Below are 17,567 nucleotides of genomic sequence, written 5' to 3' on the forward strand. Positions count from 1 at the left end.
GGCCATGAACGGACTGTCGACCGTCCTGATCGTCGTCGGCCTCTTCCTGGTCGGCGGGATCATCTCCTTCGTCAAGCAGCAGATGCCGAAGAGCCTCGTCGTGCTGCTCTCGATCGGCGCCGCGATGTGCCTGCTCGCAGGCGTCATGCGGCTGGAGGTGTGGAACTGATGAGCGCCGCCAAGAAGGTCGTGGTCTTCGACTACGGCTTCGGCAACGTCCGCTCCGCCGAGCGCGCCCTCGCGCGCACCGGGGCCGACGTCGAGATCACCCGCGACTACGACCGGGCCATGAACGCCGACGGCCTGCTGGTGCCCGGCGTCGGCGCCTTCGCCGCCTGCATGAACGGGCTGAGGGAGGCGCGCGGCGACTGGATCGTCGAACGCCGCCTGTCCGGCGGCCGCCCCGTGATGGGCATCTGCGTCGGCATGCAGATCCTCTTCGCGCGCGGCATCGAGCACGGCGTCGAGACCGAGGGCCTGGCCGAGTGGCCCGGCTCGGTGGAGCCGCTGGAGGCCGAGGTCGTGCCCCACATGGGCTGGAACACCGTGGACGCGCCGGACGGCTCGGAGCTGTTCGCCGGACTGGACGCGGACGCCCGCTTCTACTTCGTGCACTCCTACGCCGTCCACGACTGGCGGCTCCAGACGCACAACCCGACGATGGCGGCCCCGAAGGTCACCTGGTCCACGTACGGCAAGCCGTTCGTCGCGGCCGTGGAGAACGGCGCCCTGTGGGCCACGCAGTTCCACCCCGAGAAGTCCGGCGACGCCGGAGCCCAGCTCCTCACCAACTGGATCGGAACACTGTGAGCAAGCTCGAACTCCTCCCCGCCGTCGACGTCCGCGACGGCCAGGCCGTCCGTCTGGTGCACGGCGAGTCCGGCACGGAGACCTCCTACGGCTCCCCCCTGGAGGCCGCCCTGGCCTGGCAGCGGTCGGGCGCCGAGTGGCTGCACCTGGTCGACCTGGACGCCGCGTTCGGCACCGGGGACAACCGGGAGCTGATCGCCGAGGTCACCCGGGCGATGGACATCAAGGTGGAGCTGTCCGGCGGCATCCGCGACGACGACACCCTCGCCGCCGCCCTGGCCACCGGCTGCACCCGCGTCAACCTCGGCACGGCCGCCCTGGAGACCCCCGAGTGGGTCGCCAAGGTCATCGCCGAGCACGGCGACAAGATCGCCGTCGGCCTCGACGTGCGGGGCACCACGCTGCGCGGCCGCGGCTGGACCCGCGACGGCGGGGACCTGTACGAGACGCTGGAGCGCCTCAACCGGGAGGGCTGCGCCCGCTACGTCGTCACCGACATCGCCAAGGACGGCACGCTGCAGGGACCCAACCTCGAGCTGCTGAAGAACGTCTGCGCGGCGACCGACCGCCCGGTGGTGGCCTCCGGCGGCGTGTCGTCGCTGGACGACCTGCGCGCGATCGCCGGCCTCGTCCCGCTCGGTGTCGAAGGGGCCATCGTCGGGAAGGCGCTCTATGCGAAGGCGTTCACCCTGGAAGAGGCCTTGGAGGCTGTGTCGTCATGAACGAAGCCGTGCGGCGTGTGCAGAGCGGAAGCCCCTGGGAGGAGTCCTTCGGTTTCGCACGTGCCGTCGCGGCGGGCGACCGCGTCCTGGTGGCGGGCACGACGGCCTTCAAGGGCGACGTGCTGTACGGGGAGGGCGACCCCTACGAGCAGGCCAAGGTGGCCTTCACCACGGCGGTCGAGGCGATCGGCGAGTTCGGGCTCGGCATCGGGTCCGTGATCCGCACGTGCGTGTACCTGGCGCATCCGCGGGACGTCGACGAGGTGGGCCGGGCCCACAAGGAACTGTTCGACTCCGTACGCCCGGCGACGACCCTCCTGGTGGTGGAGGGCTTCGTCGATCCGCGCGTGCTGGTGTCGGTGGAACTGGAAGCCTTCAGAGGCTGAAGACTTCCCGCCGGGGACGGCCGTCCCCGGCGGCATCTGTGAGGAGCCGTGGATTCATGACCCTGGCGGTCCGAGTCATCCCCTGCCTGGACGTGGACGGCGGCCGGGTCGTCAAGGGCGTCAACTTCCAGAACCTGCGCGACGCGGGCGACCCCGTCGAGATGGCCAAGGTGTACGACGCCGAAGGCGCCGACGAGCTGACGTTCCTGGACATCACCGCGTCGTCCGGCAACCGCGAGACGACGTACGACGTGGTGCGCCGCACCGCCGAGCAGGTGTTCATCCCGCTGACGGTCGGCGGCGGCGTCCGCACCGCCGAGGACGTGGACAGGCTGCTGCGGGCGGGCGCCGACAAGGTCGGCGTGAACACCGCCGCGATCGCCCGCCCCGACCTGATCCGGGAGATCGCCGAGCGCTTCGGCCGTCAGGTGCTGGTGCTGTCGGTGGACGCGCGCCGCACCGGGTCCGGGACCTTCGAGGTGACCACGCACGGCGGGCGCCGCGGCACCGGCATCGACGCGGTGGAGTGGGCCCACCGGGCCGCGGAGCTGGGCGCGGGGGAGATCCTGCTGAACTCCATGGACGCCGACGGCACCAAGGACGGCTACGACCTGGAGATGATCGCGGCGGTCCGCAAGCACGTCACCGTCCCGGTCATCGCCTCCGGCGGCGCCGGCAAGCCGGCCGACTTCCCGCCGGCGGTCGCGGCGGGCGCGGACGCGGTGCTGGCGGCGTCCGTCTTCCACTTCGGGGACCTGCGGATCGGCCAGGTGAAGGAGACGCTGCGGGAGGCGGGACACCCGGTGCGGTGACGCCGGGCTGCTGATCGCCGTGTCCGGGCCGCTGCTGGTCGCCGTCCGTGTGTGCGACGCGGCCCCCGACGGCACCGCGGGCGCGCCGGATCCCCGGCAGCGGTTCCGGACCCGCCGGGTCCCTGCGGGAGCGCCCACCGCGGCGGACGGCGCGCCGCCGCCCGGATCCGCGCGGGCGCGGGTCCCGGGGTCCGGGACGTCGGCGCGGAGGGCGTACGCCTCCGCCACGGCGTCGGCGTACGCACGGGCCGGGGCGGCCCCGGTCACGGGCGGGTCCTCCGCGCCGGTGCGGGCCGGCCGCTCAGATGCCGAGCCGCTTCGCCCCGTGCAGCTTCGCGATCGCGTCCTGGTCGCCGTCCAGGGCCACCCGCGCCGCGCCCTGCCGGCCGTACAGGAGCAGCAGCAGCTCGGACGGCTCACCGGTCGCCGTGACCACCGGCGTGCCGCGGCGGGCGACCGCCGTCCGGCCGTCCGGGCGGCGCAGCACCAGGCCCGTCGGGGCGTTGCGGCCCATCAGGCGGGCGGTGCGCTCCAGCCGGGACCACAGGGTGTCCTGGAAGACCGGGTCGAGCTCGCGCGGCGTCCAGCCGGCCTGCGCCCGGCGGACGTCCTCCGCGTGGACGTAGAACTCGACCGTGTTCGACAACTCGTCGACCTGTTTCAGCGAGAACGGCGAGAAGCGGGGCGGGCCGGTGCGGACCAGCTGGACCAGCTCCTCGTACGGCTTCGCGGTGAACTCCGCCGTCACCCGCTCCAGGCGCGGCGCGAGCTGCTTGACCAGGATGCCGCCGGCCGCGTCCGGCCGGCGCTCGCGCACCACCACGTGCGCGGCCAGGTCCCGGGTGGTCCAGCCCTCGCACAGGGTGGGGGCGTGCGGACCCGCGGTCTCCAGCAGATCGGCGAGAAGAAGCCGTTCACGCTTGGCGAAGGTCGACATGGAGCCAGCCTACGGCCGGGCGGCGGGTCCGGACAGTGGACACCCGCCCGGCGCCGCCGGTGGCGCGCGGCACAATGGCACGCATGACCAGCACGCCCCCACGGCAGCCCGGCGCACTCGACCCGGAGATCGCCGCGCGCCTCAAGCGCAGCCCCGACGGCCTCCTGCCCGCCATCGCCCAGCAGTACGACACCGGAGAGGTGCTGATGCTCGGCTGGATGGACGACGAGGCGCTGCACCGCACCCTGACCACCGGCCGCTGCACGTACTGGTCGCGCAGCCGCCGGGAGTACTGGGTCAAGGGCGACACCTCCGGCCACGTCCAGTGGGTGAAGTCCGTGGCCCTGGACTGCGACGCCGACACCGTGCTGGTCAAGGTCGACCAGGTCGGCGCCGCCTGCCACACCGGCGCCCGCACCTGCTTCGACGCCGACGTGCTGCTGAAGGACGCCGGCCCCGGCGCCCCCGCCGGGAACCGGTGAGGGCCGGCATGGACCTCGAGACCTTCCGCAAGCTGGCCGCCGACCGGCGGGTCGTCCCGGTGACGCGCAAGCTCCTCGCCGACGGCGACACCCCGGTCGCGCTCTACCGCAAGCTCGCCGCCGAGCGCCCCGGCACCTTCCTGCTGGAGTCCGCCGAGAACGGACGCTCCTGGTCCCGCTACTCCTTCGTCGGGGTCCGCAGCGCCGCCACGCTCACCGAGCGCGACGGCCGGGCCCACTGGCTCGGCACCCCGCCCGTCGGCGTGCCCACCGACGGCGACCCGCTGGCCGCCCTGCGCGCCACCCTCGACACCCTGCACACCCCCCGCGACCTCGCCCACGACCTGGGCCTGCCGCCCTTCACCGGCGGCATGGTCGGCTACCTCGGCTACGACATCGTGCGCCGCCTGGAGAAGATCGGCCCCGGCGAGCGCGACGATCTGAAGCTGCCCGAGCTGACCATGCTGCTCACCAGCGACCTGGCCGTCATGGACCACTGGGAGGGCTCGGTCCTGCTGATCGCCAACGCGATCAACCACAACGACCTCGACACCGGCGTCGACGAGGCCTACCTGGACGCGGTCGCCCGGCTCGACGCCATGGAGGCGGACCTCTCCCGCGCGGTCGCCCAGCCCCCGGCCGTCCTGCCGCCCTCCGAGCTCCCCGGGTACACGGCCCGCTGGGGCGGCCCCGACTTCCAGGAGGCCGTGGAGGACGTCAAGGAGCGCATCCGCGCCGGGGAGGCCTTCCAGGTCGTGCCGTCGCAGCGGTTCGAGACGCCGTGCACCGCGAGCGCGCTGGACGTCTACCGGGTCCTGAGGGCGACCAACCCGTCCCCGTACATGTACCTGCTCCGCCTCGACGGCTTCGACATCGTCGGGTCCTCCCCCGAGGCGCTGGTCAAGGTGGCGGACGGGCAGGCCGTGCTGCACCCCATCGCCGGCACCCGGCACCGCGGCGCCACCCCGCAGGAGGACCAGGCCCTCGCCGAGGAACTGCTCGCCGACCCCAAGGAGCGCGCCGAGCACCTCATGCTCGTCGACCTGGGCCGCAACGACCTCGGCCGGGTGTGCGAACCCGACTCGGTGGAGGTCGTCGAGTTCATGTCCATCGAGCGGTACTCGCACGTCATGCACATCGTCTCCACCGTCACCGGACGCGTGGCGCCGGACCGCACGGCCTTCGACGTGCTCACCGCGTGCTTCCCGGCCGGGACGCTCTCCGGCGCGCCCAAGCCGCGCGCGATGCAGATCATCGACGAGCTGGAGCCGTCCCGGCGTGGCCTGTACGGCGGCTGCGTCGGCTACCTCGACTTCGCGGGCGACTCCGACACCGCGATCGCGATCCGCACCGCGCTGCTGCGGGACGGCACCGCGTACGTGCAGGCCGGCGCCGGGATCGTCGCCGACTCCGACCCGGTCGCCGAGGACACCGAGTGCCGCAACAAGGCGGCGGCGGTGCTGCGGGCCGTGCACACGGCGAACCGCCTGGGCAACCCCGGCTGAGGGTCCGCCCGGCGTCCGGGCGATAGTGGAGTACGTGACTGCCGTACCTCACCCCCGTTCCGAAGCCGCCGGCCCCGCCCGGGGCGGCCGCCGCAGCCTCGCCCTCGCGCTGCTGTGCGGCGCGCTGGGCGCGGCCGTGGCCCTGCTCGCCACCCGGCAGCGCTGGTCGGAAGGGACCGCGGCGGTGGCCGGCGGCTCCTTCCCCCTCACCGCCAGGGGCAGCGACGTCACGGGCGTCCCCGCGGCGCTCGCCGTAGTGGGCCTCGCCGCGCTCGTCGCCGTCTTCGCCGTCCGCCGGGCCGGCCGGGTCGTGGTCGCCGCGCTGCTCGCGCTGTGCGGCGCCGGCACCGTCGTCGCCGCGCTGCTCGGCGCCTCCGACGGCTCCGCGCTGGACGAGAAGGCCGCACAGGCCGCCGGCGACACCTCCGCCACCGTGCACGCCCTCAGCCACACCGCCTGGCCGTACGTGGCCGCCGCGGGCGGCGCCCTGATCCTGCTGGCCGGGCTGCTCGCCCTGCGCCACGGCCGCCGGTGGCCCGCGATGTCCGGCCGCTACGAGCGCGGCGGCGCCCCCCGGCCCCGCCGCGCGGCCCCCGCGACCGACCCCGACCGCCCCGAGGACCTGTGGAAGGCCCTGGACCGGGGCGAGGACCCGACCGGGGCCTGACCCCGCCGGCGACCGCGTCGGCGAACCGGCCGCACACGCGCCCGGAACCCCCGTTCGCCCGCGGCCGCGCGGGCATCCGGCCCCGTGCGCGCCCGCAGGGAGCACCCCCGCTCACCGCACCCGCACGGGTGCGGGACAATGAGCCCGAGCGTCCAGCTCGGACACGCATCACAGCAACGAGGAGCAAGCAATGGCGGGCAGCAGTCACGGTCACACCCCGGCCGCCTGGACCGGTGTCATCATCGCCTTCATCGGTTTCTGCGCCGCGGGCGCGTTCATCGTGATGGCCCAGCCGGTGGGCTTCTGGGCCAGCATGGCGGTCGTGCTTCTCGGGGGTGTCGTCGGCGGCATCATGCGCATGATGGGGCTCGGCCAGCCCAAGGACGTCCACCCGGTGCACCAGGTCACCGAGGAGCGCGAGACCGCGTCCGCCAAGGGCTGATCCCGGGCGGCGGCCGCGCACGGCTCCGCCGACTCCGTGGAGGGGCGGCCGGCACGGTGGTGCCGGGGCCGCCCCTCACGCGTGCGCGGGGCACAATGCCCGATGTGACCACCGACCGCCGCAGGAGCACGCGTGCCCGGGCCGTGGCGGCCCGGCTGGCCGCCCCCGCCGGGGTGCTCGCGGCCGTCGCCGGCGCCTTGGCCTACGTCGGCGCCGTCGACCCCAACGAGCCCGGCCACTACCCCGCCTGTCCGCTGCTGCGGTACACCGGGCTGTACTGCCCCGGCTGCGGCGGCCTGCGCAGCGCCCACGCCGTCGTCCACGGGGACCTCCTGGCGGCGCTGCGGGACAACGCGGCGGCCGTCGCCGGCTATCTGGGCTTCGCCGTGCTGTGGACCGTCTGGGTGGTCCACGCGGCGCGCGGCCGGCCCCTGCGGATCGACGTCGCCCCGGCGTACCTGTGGGCGGCGGGCGCGCTGCTGCTGCTCTTCACCGTGGTCCGGAACCTGCCGTTCGGCGGCTGGCTCCATCCCTGACCGGCCGGATGCGAACCCTCCGCCCTCCTGCGGATACCATCACAAGTGACCATCGGTTTCGCCCGATGACCCGCCCGATGCGGCGGGCCGGCGGCGGAAGCGAACGCTTCGACAGCCAACCCTCGGGAAGGGGGGCCGCTCGCGTGAGTGTGCTCGACGAGATCATCGACGGAGTCCGTGCCGACCTCGCGGAGCGGCAGGCGCGCGTCAGCCTCGACGAGCTCAAGGAGCGCGCGGCGAAGGCCCCGGCCGCCAAGGACGGGGTCGCCGCGCTGAAGGGCGACGGGGTCAAGGTGATCTGCGAGGTCAAGCGCTCCAGCCCCTCCAAGGGCGCGCTGGCCGCGATCGCCGACCCGGCCGGGCTCGCCGCGGACTACGAGGCGGGCGGCGCGGCCGTCATCTCCGTCCTCACCGAGCAGCGCCGCTTCGGCGGCTCACTGGCGGACCTGGAGGCCGTCCGGGCGCGCGTGGACATCCCCGTCCTGCGCAAGGACTTCATCGTCACCTCGTACCAGCTGTGGGAGGCCCGCGCGTACGGCGCCGACCTCGCGCTGCTGATCGTCGCCGCCCTCGACCAGCCGGCGCTGGAGTCGCTGATCGAGCGCGCGGTGTCCATCGGGCTCACCCCCCTCGTCGAGGTGCACGACGAGGAGGAGGTGGACCGCGCGGTGGACGCGGGCGCGCGGGTGATCGGCGTGAACGCGCGCAACCTCAAGACGCTGGAGGTCGACCGCGGGACGTTCGAGCGGGTCGCGCCGGAGATCCCCGAGGGGATCGTCAAGGTCGCCGAGTCCGGTGTCCGCGGTCCGCACGACCTCATCGCGTACGCCAACGCCGGCGCCGACGCCGTCCTGGTCGGCGAGTCCCTCGTCACCGGCAAGGACCCGAAGACGGCCGTCTCCGATCTGGTGGCGGCGGGCGAGCATCCCGCATTGCGGCACGGCCGGGGCTGACCCACCGGTAGGCTGGGCGGCGATGACTTCCTCGATCACCACGGCGACCCGGGACCCGTACGCCCGTCTCGCCCGCGGGTGCAGGCCGCGCGGTTGCCGCGCGCCGGCCCGGCGGGTGCACGGGCGGCGGGTGCGGTACGTCATCGGTGACGAGCCCGGGCAGGTGAACGGGCGGCGATGGTGCGCCCCCTAGGGGGCGCGGGACCGTGTCGGAACACGCGGCCCTGCCGCGTGCGCGCGACGAGCCGCAGCCGGCCCGCGGCCGGCTGACCGGGCCCCGCCCCCACGGCGACCGGTGTCCGTCCACACCCACCGTGAGGTTTTCGCATGCCCAGTCAATTCTTCGTTCCCGACCCCGAGGGCCGGGTCCCCAGCGCCGAGGGGTACTTCGGCGCGTTCGGCGGCAAGTTCATCCCGGAGGCGCTCGTCGCCGCCGTGGACGAGGTCGCCGTCGAGTACGAGAAGGCGAAGGCCGACCCCGAGTTCGCCCGCGAGCTCGACGACCTGCTCGCCCACTACACCGGCCGGCCCAGCGCCCTGACCGAGGTGCCCCGGTTCGCCGAGCACGCCGGCGGCGCCCGGGTCTTCCTCAAGCGGGAGGACCTCAACCACACCGGCTCCCACAAGATCAACAACGTGCTCGGCCAGGCCCTGCTCACCAAGCGCATGGGCAAGACCCGCGTGATCGCCGAGACCGGCGCCGGCCAGCACGGCGTCGCCACCGCCACCGCCTGCGCGCTGTTCGGCCTCGACTGCACCATCTACATGGGCGAGGTCGACACCCGCCGCCAGGCCCTCAACGTGGCCCGGATGCGCATGCTCGGCGCCGAGGTCATCGCCGTGAAGTCCGGCAGCCGCACGCTGAAGGACGCCATCAACGAGGCGTTCCGCGACTGGGTCGCCAACGTCGACCACACCCACTACCTGTTCGGCACCGTCGCGGGCCCCCACCCCTTCCCCGCCATGGTCCGCGACTTCCACCGCGTCATCGGCGTCGAGGCCCGCCGCCAGCTCCTGGAGCGGGCCGGGCGCCTGCCCGACGCCGCCGTCGCCTGCGTCGGCGGCGGCTCCAACGCCATCGGCCTCTTCCACGCCTTCATCCCCGACGCCGACGTCCGCCTGATCGGCTGCGAGCCCGCCGGACACGGCATCGAGACCGGCGAGCACGCGGCGACCCTCACCGCGGGCGACCCCGGCATCCTGCACGGCTCCCGCTCGTACGTCCTCCAGGACGACGAGGGCCAGATCACCGAGCCCTACTCGATCTCGGCGGGGCTCGACTACCCGGGCATCGGCCCCGAGCACTCCTACCTCAAGGACTCCGGCCGCGCCGAGTACCGCGCGGTCACCGACGACGCCGCCATGCAGGCGCTGCGCCTGCTGTCGCGGACCGAGGGCATCATCCCGGCCATCGAGAGCGCCCACGCGCTCGCCGGCGCCCTGGAGGTCGGCCGGGAGCTGGGGCCCGACGGGCTGATCGTGGTCAACCTGTCCGGCCGCGGCGACAAGGACATGGACACCGCCGCCCGCTACTTCGGCCTGTACGACACCGACGCCGAGGTCGCCGCCGACCAGGACACCGACGCCGCCGAGATCGAGGGGGACGCCAAGTGAGCGGGAACATCCAGGGACTGGCCGACACCCTCGCCGCGGCCAGGGCCGAGGGCCGGTCCGCGCTCATCGCCTACCTCCCGGCCGGCTTCCCGACCGTGGACGGCGGCATCGAGGCGGTCCGGGCCGTCCTCGACGGCGGCGCCGACGTCGTGGAGGTCGGGCTGCCGCACAGCGACCCCGTCCTCGACGGCCCCGTCATCCAGACCGCCGACGACATCGCCCTGCGCGGCGGCGTGCGGATCGCGGACGTCATGCGGACGGTCCGGGAGGCGTACGCGGCGACCGGCAAGCCGATCCTCGTCATGACGTACTGGAACCCCATCGACCGCTACGGCGTCGAGCGGTTCACCGCCGAGCTCGCCGAGGCGGGCGGCGCCGGGTGCATCCTGCCCGACCTGCCGGTGCAGGAATCGGCGCTGTGGCGTGAGCACGCGGACAAGCACGGCCTCGCGACCGTCTTCGTCGTGGCCCCCAGCAGCAGGGACGAACGGCTCGCCGAGATCACCGCGGCGGGCAGCGGCTTCGTCTACGCCGCCTCCCTCATGGGCGTCACCGGCACCCGCGAGACGGTCGGCTCCCAGGCCCGGGACCTGGTGGAACGCACCCGGGCCACCGGCACCGGCCTGCCGGTCTGCGTCGGCCTGGGCGTGTCCAACCCCGCCCAGGCCGCCGAGGTCGCCGGCTTCGCCGACGGAGTGATCGTCGGCTCCGCGTTCGTCAAGCGGATGCTGGACGCGCCGGACCACGCGGCCGGCGTCGAGGCCGTCCGCGCGCTCGCGGGCGAGCTCGCGAAGGGCGTACGCGGACAGGCGTGACCGGTCCGTCCGCCGGGTCCCTCGTACGGGTGGACCTGGGACCGGGGAGGCGCGGTGCGCCTCCCCGGTTCGTTCTGCGGGGTGTGAGCGAGAAGAACCGTGAGGGAAAGCGCACCGCCCGGGAGCGGCTGGCGGTCGAACGCGAGAAGCGGAAGGCGGCCGACAAGCGACGGCGTGCGCTCGTCGTGGGCGCGAGCGTGGTCTGCGTCCTCGGGCTCGCGGCGGTGATCGGCGTGGTCGCCGCGAACGCGGGCAGGGACGACGGGGAGGAGGCGGCGGGCCCGGTCGTCGCGCCCTCGGGGGCACTGGGCAAGGACAGCCTCGTGATCCCGGTCGGCAAGGAGAGCGCCAGGTCGACGCTCACCATCTGGGAGGACTTCCGCTGCCCGGCCTGCAAGGCCTTCGAGCAGGCGTACCGCTCGACGATCCACGAGCTGACGGACGCCGGGCAGCTCAAGGTGGAGTACCGCCTGGCGACGATCATCGACGGCGGCATGGGCGGCACCGGCTCCCGCAACGCGGCCAACGCCGCCGCCTGCGCCCAGGACGCCGGGAAGTTCACCCCGTACCACGACGTGCTCTACGACAACCAGCCGCCGGAGACCGACGACGCCTTCGCCGAGAACGGCAAGCTGATCGAGCTGGCCGGCAAGGTGGACGGCCTGGACACGGCCGCCTTCCGTGAGTGCGTCGAGGACGGCACGCACAACAGCTGGGTCGACAAGTCCAACGACGCCTTCCACCGGGGCGGTTTCGGCGGCACGCCGACCGTGCTGCTCGACGGCAGGAACATCTACCAGGACCGGACGATGACACCGGCGAAGCTGAAGAAGACGGTGCAGGACGCCGAGAAGGGATGAGCCGCCGCCCGGGCGTTTCCGCCCGCCCGTTATGGACCCGTAGCCGGGCCACCCGCCGCGGGTCCCGCCCGGCACGGTAGCGTCGACCCTGCCATGGAACTTGCCTACATTCCCAGCCCGTCGCGCGGGGTGCTGTACCTCGGCTCCGTCCCGCTGCGCGGTTACGCCCTCTGCATCATCATCGGCGTCTTCGTCGCCGTCTGGCTCGGCAACAGGCGCTGGATCGCCCGCGGCGGACGGGCCGGCACGGTGGCCGACATCGCGGTCTGGGCCGTGCCCTTCGGCCTGGTCGGCGGCCGGCTCTACCACGTGGTCACGGACTACGAGCTGTACTTCGGCGAGGGCCGTGACTGGGTGGACGCCTTCAAGATCTGGGAAGGCGGCCTCGGCATCTGGGGCGCGATCGCGCTCGGCGCGCTGGGCGCGTGGATCGGCTGCCGGCGCCGGGGCATCCCGATGCCCGCGTACGCCGACGCCGTCGCGCCGGGCATCGCCTTCGCGCAGGCCATCGGGCGCTGGGGCAACTGGTTCAACCAGGAGCTGTACGGGCGGCGCACCGATCTGCCGTGGGCGCTGGAGATCACCTCGTCGGCGGGCGGCCGGGTGCCGGGCACGTACCACCCGACGTTCCTGTACGAGTCGCTGTGGTGCGTCGGCGTCGCGCTGCTGGTCATCTGGGCGGACCGCCGCTTCCGGCTGGGCCACGGCCGGGCGTTCGCGCTGTACGTCGCCGCCTACTGCGCGGGCCGCTTCTGGATCGAGTACATGCGGGTCGACGACGCCCACCACATCCTCGGGCTGCGGCTGAACAACTGGACCGCGCTGATCGTGTTCCTGCTGGCGGTGGCGTACCTCGTGGTGTCGGCGAGGAAGCGGCCGGGCCGGGAGGCGGTGGTGGAACCGGGCGCCTCCGACGGCGCGGCCGGCGAGGACGCGGTGAGCACCGGGGAAGCCGAGGCCGGGACCGGGGAAGCCGCCGGGGAAACCGGGAGCGGGACCGGGGAGGGCGCCGGGAAGACCGCCGGGGAAGCCGAGGCCGGGACCGGAGAAGCCGCCGGGAAAACCGTCGCGGACGGGGCCGACTCCGCGAAGAAGGCCTGACGGCCGGCCGTACGCCGACGAGGGCGCCCGGGGTCTCCCGGGCGCCCTCGCGTCATGTGCGGGGAGCGGGCCGCGTCAGGGGCGGCGCGCCAGGGACAGGGTGCGGCGGGCCGCCGCCACCGCCGCGGCGTCGACGAAGCGGCCGTCCGGCAGGACCTGGGCCCCCGGGACGGCCGCGGCCGCCTCGATGACGGTCTCCGCCTCCTCCAGCTCCCGCCGCGTGGGGAGGTAGGCCCGTTCGATGACCGGGAGCTGGCGGGGGTGGAGGGCGGCGCGGCCGAGGAAGCCGAGGGCGCGGCCGTGCGCGCAGGACGCCGCCAGGCCCTCCAGGTCGCGGACGTCGGGGTGGACGGACTGCGGCGGCGGGGGCAGGCCCGCCGCCCGCGCGGCCACGACCACCCGGGAGCGGGACCAGTCCAGGCCCCGGTCGTCGCGTACGCCCAGGTCGGCCCGGAGGTCCGTCTCGCCCAGGGCGATGCCGCGCAGGGCGGGGTGGGCGGTGGCGATCGCGTGCGCGTGTTCGACGGCCAGGGCCGTTTCGAGCAGGGCGTACAGGGGCGTCCCGGCGCGGGCGGTGCGCCGGGCGACCCGCACGACCTGGCGGGGCGCGGCCACCTTCGGCAGGCGCAGCCCCGACACGCCCGGCAGCGCGGCCAGCGCCGCCAGGTCCGCCGCCGCCGGCGGGCTGCCCGGGGCGTTGACGCGGACGTGGACCGGGACCGGCTGCGGCTCGCCCAGCAGCTCGGCGGTGGCCGCGCGGGCGTACTCCTTGCGGTCCGGGGCGACCGCGTCCTCCAGGTCGACCACCACGACGTCGGCGCCGGCGACCAGCGCCTTGGCGACCCTCTCCGGCCGGTCGCCGGGGGCGTACAGCCAGGTCAGCGGGGTCACAGGGCGCCCTCCTCGCGCAGCGCGGCCAGCTCGGCCGGGGCCAGGCCCAGCTCGGTCAGGACCTCCTCGGTGTCCGCGCCGTGCGGGCGGCCCGCCCAGCGGACCGCGCCGGGCGTGGCGGAGAGGCGGAAGAGGACGTTCTGCATGCGCAGCGGGCCCAGCTCCGGGTCGTCGACGGTGGTGATGGTGCCGAGGGCCTGGTACTGCGGGTCCCTCATCACGTCCCGCACGTCCTGGACGGGGGCCACCGCCGCCTGGGCCTTCTCGAAGGCGGCCAGCACGTCGTCGCGGGTGTGGCGGGCGATCCAGCGGCCGACGGCCTCGTCGAGGACGTCGGCGTGGCGGGCCCGGCCGGCGCCCGTGGCGAACCAGGGCTCGCCGATCAGCTCCGGGCGGCCCACCAGCCGCATCACCCGCTCGGCGACCGACTGGGCCGAGGCCGACACGGCGACCCAGGTGCCGTCGGCGGTGCGGTAGGTGTTGCGCGGGGCGTTGTTCTGGGAGCGGTTGCCGGTGCGCGGCTGGACGTGGCCGAGCTGGTCGTACCAGAGCGGCTGCGGGCCCAGCACCGCGAGCATCGGCTCGATGATCGCCATGTCGACGACCTGGCCCTCGCCGGTGCGCTCGCGGGCGGCGAGGGCCGTCATCACCGCGTACGCCGTGGTCAGGGCGGCGATGGAGTCGGCCAGACCGAACGGGGGCAGGGTCGGGGGCGCGTCCGGTTCGCCGGTCATCGCGGCGAAGCCGCTCATCGCCTCGGCGAGGGTGCCGAAGCCGGGGCGGTGCGCGTAGGGGCCGAACTGGCCGAAGCCGGTGACCCGGGCGAGGACCAGACGCGGGTTGGCGGCGGACAGTTCCGGCCAGCCCAGGTCCCACTTCTCCAGGGTGCCGGGGCGGAAGTTCTCGACGACGACGTCCGCGGTCGCGGCCAGGCGCAGCAGGACCGCACGGCCGCCGGACTTCGACAGGTCGAGGGTGACGGTGCGCTTGTTGCGGCCGAGCATCTTCCACCACAGGCCCACGCCGTCCTTCGACGGGCCGTGGCCGCGGGAGGGGTCCGGCTTCGCCGGGTGCTCGACCTTGATCACCTCGGCGCCGAAGTCGCCGAGCAGCGTGGCGGCCAGCGGGCCCGCGAAGAGGGTGGCCAGGTCGAGGACGCGCAGACCGGTCAGGGCAGGGGCGCTCACGCGGGCCACCGCCCCCCGGCCTCCCGGCGGTACGGCGCCGGCGTCCCGGGCCGCCGCCCGGCCGGCGCGGCCGCCGCGGCTCTTCGCACCGGAGCCCGGCGCGCCGGGCGCGGCTCACCGGGGTCTGCCGGGCTCCCGGCCCCGCCCGGACCCGGAGGAGCCCCGTTCGCGGGGGCGGCGGACGGCTGTGGGCTCCGGGCCGCGGCGGCGCCCCGGCCGCCGGGGGCCGTGCGGAGCCGGCGGCTCCGAGCGGTCCCGTCGCGCGGCGGTTCCCCCGCGCCGCGGGTGACGGGATCCGTGTCGGTGCTGCCCGGCACGACGATGTGGGTCATGGGCGGAACGCCTCCCGGTGGGTGAGGTGGGCCAGGGTGTCGAAGCCGGTGCCGTCGAAGCCGCCGACGGAGGTGGCCAGCCGGTTCTTCAGCGGGGCCGTCCAGTGGCCGGGCAGGGCCGAGGGGCGGCCGGCGATCAGGGCGGCGACGCTGCCGGCGGTGGCCCCGTTGGAGTCGGTGTCCCAGCCGCCCGACACCGCACGGCAGACGGCGGCGGTGAAGTCGCCGTCCGCGCGGGTGAGGGCGGCGGCGATCAGGGCGGTGTTGGGGACGGCGTGGACCCAGTGGTACCCGGCGTGCGCGGCGTGGAGCCGGTCGACCACCGTGTCGAAGCCGGCGCGGGTCCCGGCCAGCCGGACGGCGTGGCGGACGGCCCGGGCCAGCCGGGAGCCGGGCGGGACGACCGTGAGGCCGGTGCGCAGGCAGGCGTGGACGTCGTGGCGGCCGGTGGCGGCGGTGGCGAGGACGGCCGCCGTGAACATCGCCGCGTAGACGCCGTTGGCGGTGTGGGTGAGGGTGGCGTCGCGGTGGGCCTGCTCGGCGGCGGCGGCCGGGTCGCCGGGGTTGGTCCAGCCGTGCACGTCGGCGCGGATCAGGGCGCCGATCCACTCGCGGAAGGGGTTGCGGTGGCGGGCCGTGTGCGGGGGTTCCAGGCCGCACAGCAGGTTGCGGTAGGCGATGCGCTCCGCGGTGAAGGCGCGGCCGGCGGGCAGTTCGTCGAGCCAGATCCGGGCCACGTCGGCGGTGGTGAACGCCCGGCCGTGGCGCTGGAGCAGCAGCAGGTTCAGCAGGGGGTAGTTCAGGTCGTCGTCCTCGGGCATGCCGTCGATGTGCTCGGCCAGACAGGTGGCCGCCGAGCGGCGGTTCCACGGATACGCGGCGAGGAGGTCGCCGGGCACGCCCCGGGCCGTGAAGTAGGTGCGCAGGGGCCAGTTGCCGGCGGCCCGGGCGAGGCGGCGGATGCCGTCCAGGGGGAGTTTCTCCACGGGCTTGCCGAGCAGGCAGCCGACGGCCCGGCCGAGCCAGGCGGCCTCCAGCCGGGACGCCAGGTCCGGCGCGGGCGCCTCCCGGGTGCGCGGCCAGGCGGGGCACAGCGCCCTGATCCGCTCCAGGTCCGTCGGCTCGCTGTCCGCCAGCGCGCTCGGCAGCTCCGCCAGCTCGTCCAGCAGGTCCCGGGCGAGCAGCCGCAGGCGGCGGGAGGCCGGTTCCGGCGAGGCGCCGGCGCGCGGCGGGGCCTGGAGTCCGCCCGCCGCCCGCCAGCGGTCCGCGACCGCCGACGGCTCGCGGCCGTCCTGGGCGGCCTGGCGCAGTTCGTGGCCGATCAGGTCCTCGGGCTGGACCCAGGTCAGCCGGAGCACGACGGCCCCCCGATCGCGGCGAACGCCGCCTCGTGCGCCCGGCGGCGGCCGACGTCCCGGGCGAAGACCTCCCGGGCCACCTCGGTGAGGACGGCCGCCGGCTGCCACAGGTCCAGGCGGCTGGCCTCCGCCACCGTCTTCGCCCACTCCCCGGGCACCGGCGAGCCCAGTGCGCCGGCCAGCGCGCCCGCCATCGTGGCGGTGGAGTCGCAGTCGCGGCCGTAGTTGACCGCGCCCAGCACCGCGTGCCGGAAGTCGCCGCCCGCGACCACCAGCATCCCCAGGGCGACGGGCAGTTCCTCGACCGCGTGCAGCCGGGACGGGCGGCGGGCGGCCAGGGACGGCGCGCGGTAGTCCGGGCCCACCGTGTCGTAGGGGGCCACCGCCTCCCGCAGGGGCCGCAGCGCCGACTCGAAGTCCGTGTGCCGGGACGCCGCCTCGCAGACCCGCTCGATCGCCGTGCGCGTGCCGTCCTTCGCCAGCGCCAGGCAGGCCGCCACCACCGAGTCCGGGCTCGCCCCGGGCACGCACGCCGCCGCCACCGCCGCCGCGAGGACACCCGCCGCCTCACGGCCGTACGACGACTGGTGCGCGCCCGCGACGTCGAGGGCCTCGGCGTACGCGCCCGCCGGGTTGGCCGCGTTGACCAGGCCGACCGGGGCCATGTACATCGCCGCACCGCAGTTGACGATGTTGCCGACGCCTGCCTCGCGCGGGTCGACGTGGCCGTAGTGCAGGCGGGCGACCAGCCACTTCTCCGCCAGGAAGACCCGGTGCAGGGGCAGCGCCTCGGCCTCCAGCTCCGGGATCCAGCGCGGGGCCGTCATCAGGTCCGGGACCAGGTGCTCGGCGATCGCGTGGGCGTCGAGGTGGTCGCGGACCCGCGCGTACACCCGGATCAGCGCGTGGGTCATCAACGTGTCGTCGGTGACGTGGCCGTCGCCCTTGTGGTACGGGGCGAGGGGGCGGGCGGTGCGCCAGGCCTCGCCGTGCCAGGGGCCGACGATCCCGTGGACGCGGCCGCCGTGGCGCTCGGCGATCTGCTCGGGGGAGTAGCCCTCGACCGGGCCGCCCAGCGCGTCGCCGACGGCCGCGCCGACCAGGGCGCCGGTGATCCGCTCACCCAGCCCCGTTTCCTGTGTTGTGGGTGCCATGTC

General features: G+C 75.1%; 21 protein-coding genes. 16 read left to right on the forward strand and 5 right to left on the reverse strand.

The features are described from left to right. The first annotated feature begins 4 nt into the window (after positions 1 to 4). The 5 genes from ACIBAI_RS09425 to hisF are packed head-to-tail and all read left to right on the forward strand — an operon-like array spanning position 5 to position 2,730. On the forward strand, positions 5 to 169 hold the full coding sequence (locus tag ACIBAI_RS09425; protein WP_344601077.1) for a hypothetical protein: 165 nt from the start codon (positions 5 to 7) through the stop codon (positions 167 to 169). After that, positions 169 to 810 carry an imidazole glycerol phosphate synthase subunit HisH gene (hisH, locus tag ACIBAI_RS09430; protein ID WP_399032477.1) on the forward strand — a complete coding sequence of 214 codons (642 nt, stop codon included), beginning with the start codon at positions 169 to 171 and terminating at the stop codon, positions 808 to 810. Before ACIBAI_RS09425 ends, hisH begins: the two co-directional genes overlap by 1 nt. Next, positions 807 to 1,532, forward strand: a complete 726-nt coding sequence (gene priA / locus ACIBAI_RS09435; protein WP_344601073.1) for a bifunctional 1-(5-phosphoribosyl)-5-((5-phosphoribosylamino)methylideneamino)imidazole-4-carboxamide isomerase/phosphoribosylanthranilate isomerase PriA — start codon at positions 807 to 809, stop codon at positions 1,530 to 1,532. The genes hisH and priA overlap by 4 nt, the downstream gene beginning before the upstream one ends. Continuing rightward, complete coding sequence (locus ACIBAI_RS09440) at positions 1,529 to 1,918, forward strand: RidA family protein (protein ID WP_399032479.1); 390 nt, start codon at positions 1,529 to 1,531, stop codon at positions 1,916 to 1,918. The genes priA and ACIBAI_RS09440 overlap by 4 nt, the downstream gene beginning before the upstream one ends. Positions 1,919 to 1,974: 56 nt before the next feature. Then, positions 1,975 to 2,730, forward strand: a complete 756-nt coding sequence (gene hisF / locus ACIBAI_RS09445; RefSeq protein ID WP_399032482.1) for an imidazole glycerol phosphate synthase subunit HisF — start codon at positions 1,975 to 1,977, stop codon at positions 2,728 to 2,730. Between the two features lie 301 nt (positions 2,731 to 3,031). On the opposite strand, the gene ACIBAI_RS09450 is transcribed toward hisF, so the two are convergent. Next, entirely contained in the window at positions 3,032 to 3,667 is a 636-nt protein-coding gene (locus ACIBAI_RS09450) for a TIGR03085 family metal-binding protein (protein ID WP_399032484.1), read from the reverse strand. Between the two features lie 83 nt (positions 3,668 to 3,750). Here ACIBAI_RS09450 and hisI point away from each other — a divergent pair, with 83 nt between their 5' ends. The 11 genes from hisI to lgt all read left to right on the forward strand — a co-directional run bounded on the left by hisI (position 3,751) and on the right by lgt (position 12,642). Further along, positions 3,751 to 4,149, forward strand: a complete 399-nt coding sequence (gene hisI / locus ACIBAI_RS09455; protein WP_344601061.1) for a phosphoribosyl-AMP cyclohydrolase — start codon at positions 3,751 to 3,753, stop codon at positions 4,147 to 4,149. Between the two features lie 8 nt (positions 4,150 to 4,157). Further along, on the forward strand, positions 4,158 to 5,654 hold the full coding sequence (locus ACIBAI_RS09460) for an anthranilate synthase component I (RefSeq protein WP_399032485.1): 1,497 nt from the start codon (positions 4,158 to 4,160) through the stop codon (positions 5,652 to 5,654). A 25-nt stretch (positions 5,655 to 5,679) separates the two neighbouring features. Beyond that, positions 5,680 to 6,321 carry a TIGR02234 family membrane protein gene (locus ACIBAI_RS09465; protein WP_399032487.1) on the forward strand — a complete coding sequence of 214 codons (642 nt, stop codon included), beginning with the start codon at positions 5,680 to 5,682 and terminating at the stop codon, positions 6,319 to 6,321. Positions 6,322 to 6,511: 190 nt separating this feature from the next. After that, positions 6,512 to 6,763 carry an HGxxPAAW family protein gene (locus ACIBAI_RS09470; protein ID WP_399032489.1) on the forward strand — a complete coding sequence of 84 codons (252 nt, stop codon included), beginning with the start codon at positions 6,512 to 6,514 and terminating at the stop codon, positions 6,761 to 6,763. A 95-nt stretch (positions 6,764 to 6,858) separates the two neighbouring features. Further along, complete coding sequence (locus tag ACIBAI_RS09475; RefSeq protein WP_399032491.1) at positions 6,859 to 7,299, forward strand: DUF2752 domain-containing protein; 441 nt, start codon at positions 6,859 to 6,861, stop codon at positions 7,297 to 7,299. 143 nt (positions 7,300 to 7,442) lie between these two features. After that, positions 7,443 to 8,252 carry an indole-3-glycerol phosphate synthase TrpC gene (gene trpC, locus ACIBAI_RS09480; RefSeq protein WP_344601051.1) on the forward strand — a complete coding sequence of 270 codons (810 nt, stop codon included), beginning with the start codon at positions 7,443 to 7,445 and terminating at the stop codon, positions 8,250 to 8,252. 22 nt (positions 8,253 to 8,274) lie between these two features. Beyond that, positions 8,275 to 8,445 (forward strand): tryptophan biosynthesis modulator TrpM, encoded by a 171-nt coding sequence (gene trpM, locus ACIBAI_RS09485; protein ID WP_399032493.1) that lies wholly within the window; start codon positions 8,275 to 8,277, stop codon positions 8,443 to 8,445. A 134-nt stretch (positions 8,446 to 8,579) separates the two neighbouring features. Then, positions 8,580 to 9,866, forward strand: coding sequence for a tryptophan synthase subunit beta (gene trpB / locus ACIBAI_RS09490; protein ID WP_399032495.1), 1,287 nt, complete (start codon positions 8,580 to 8,582; stop codon positions 9,864 to 9,866). Further along, positions 9,863 to 10,681, forward strand: coding sequence for a tryptophan synthase subunit alpha (trpA, locus tag ACIBAI_RS09495; RefSeq protein ID WP_399032497.1), 819 nt, complete (start codon positions 9,863 to 9,865; stop codon positions 10,679 to 10,681). Before trpB ends, trpA begins: the two co-directional genes overlap by 4 nt. An 83-nt stretch (positions 10,682 to 10,764) precedes the next feature. Next, positions 10,765 to 11,541, forward strand: a complete 777-nt coding sequence (locus tag ACIBAI_RS09500; RefSeq protein WP_399032499.1) for a DsbA family protein — start codon at positions 10,765 to 10,767, stop codon at positions 11,539 to 11,541. A 93-nt stretch (positions 11,542 to 11,634) separates the two neighbouring features. Next, positions 11,635 to 12,642 carry a prolipoprotein diacylglyceryl transferase gene (gene lgt / locus ACIBAI_RS09505; RefSeq protein ID WP_399032501.1) on the forward strand — a complete coding sequence of 336 codons (1,008 nt, stop codon included), beginning with the start codon at positions 11,635 to 11,637 and terminating at the stop codon, positions 12,640 to 12,642. Between the two features lie 75 nt (positions 12,643 to 12,717). Here the strand turns inward: lgt and ACIBAI_RS09510 are convergent, their stop codons facing one another. From ACIBAI_RS09510 to ACIBAI_RS09525, 4 genes are all read right to left on the reverse strand, one after another. Beyond that, on the reverse strand, positions 12,718 to 13,533 hold the full coding sequence (locus ACIBAI_RS09510) for an HpcH/HpaI aldolase/citrate lyase family protein (protein WP_399032503.1): 816 nt from the start codon (positions 13,531 to 13,533) through the stop codon (positions 12,718 to 12,720). Continuing rightward, a complete protein-coding gene (locus ACIBAI_RS09515; protein ID WP_399032505.1) occupies positions 13,530 to 14,720 on the reverse strand; it encodes a CaiB/BaiF CoA transferase family protein in 1,191 nt (396 codons plus the stop codon). The genes ACIBAI_RS09510 and ACIBAI_RS09515 overlap by 4 nt, the downstream gene beginning before the upstream one ends. Before the next feature lie 328 nt (positions 14,721 to 15,048). Continuing rightward, entirely contained in the window at positions 15,049 to 16,410 is a 1,362-nt protein-coding gene (locus ACIBAI_RS09520) for an ADP-ribosylglycohydrolase family protein (protein WP_399032507.1), read from the reverse strand. After that, entirely contained in the window at positions 16,398 to 17,564 is a 1,167-nt protein-coding gene (locus ACIBAI_RS09525; protein ID WP_399032509.1) for an ADP-ribosylglycohydrolase family protein, read from the reverse strand. The genes ACIBAI_RS09520 and ACIBAI_RS09525 overlap by 13 nt, the downstream gene beginning before the upstream one ends. Positions 17,565 to 17,567: the final 3 nt, after the last annotated feature.

Source organism: Streptomyces sp. NPDC051041 (assembly GCF_044456065.1).
Lineage (GTDB): Bacteria > Actinomycetota > Actinomycetes > Streptomycetales > Streptomycetaceae > Streptomyces > Streptomyces glaucus.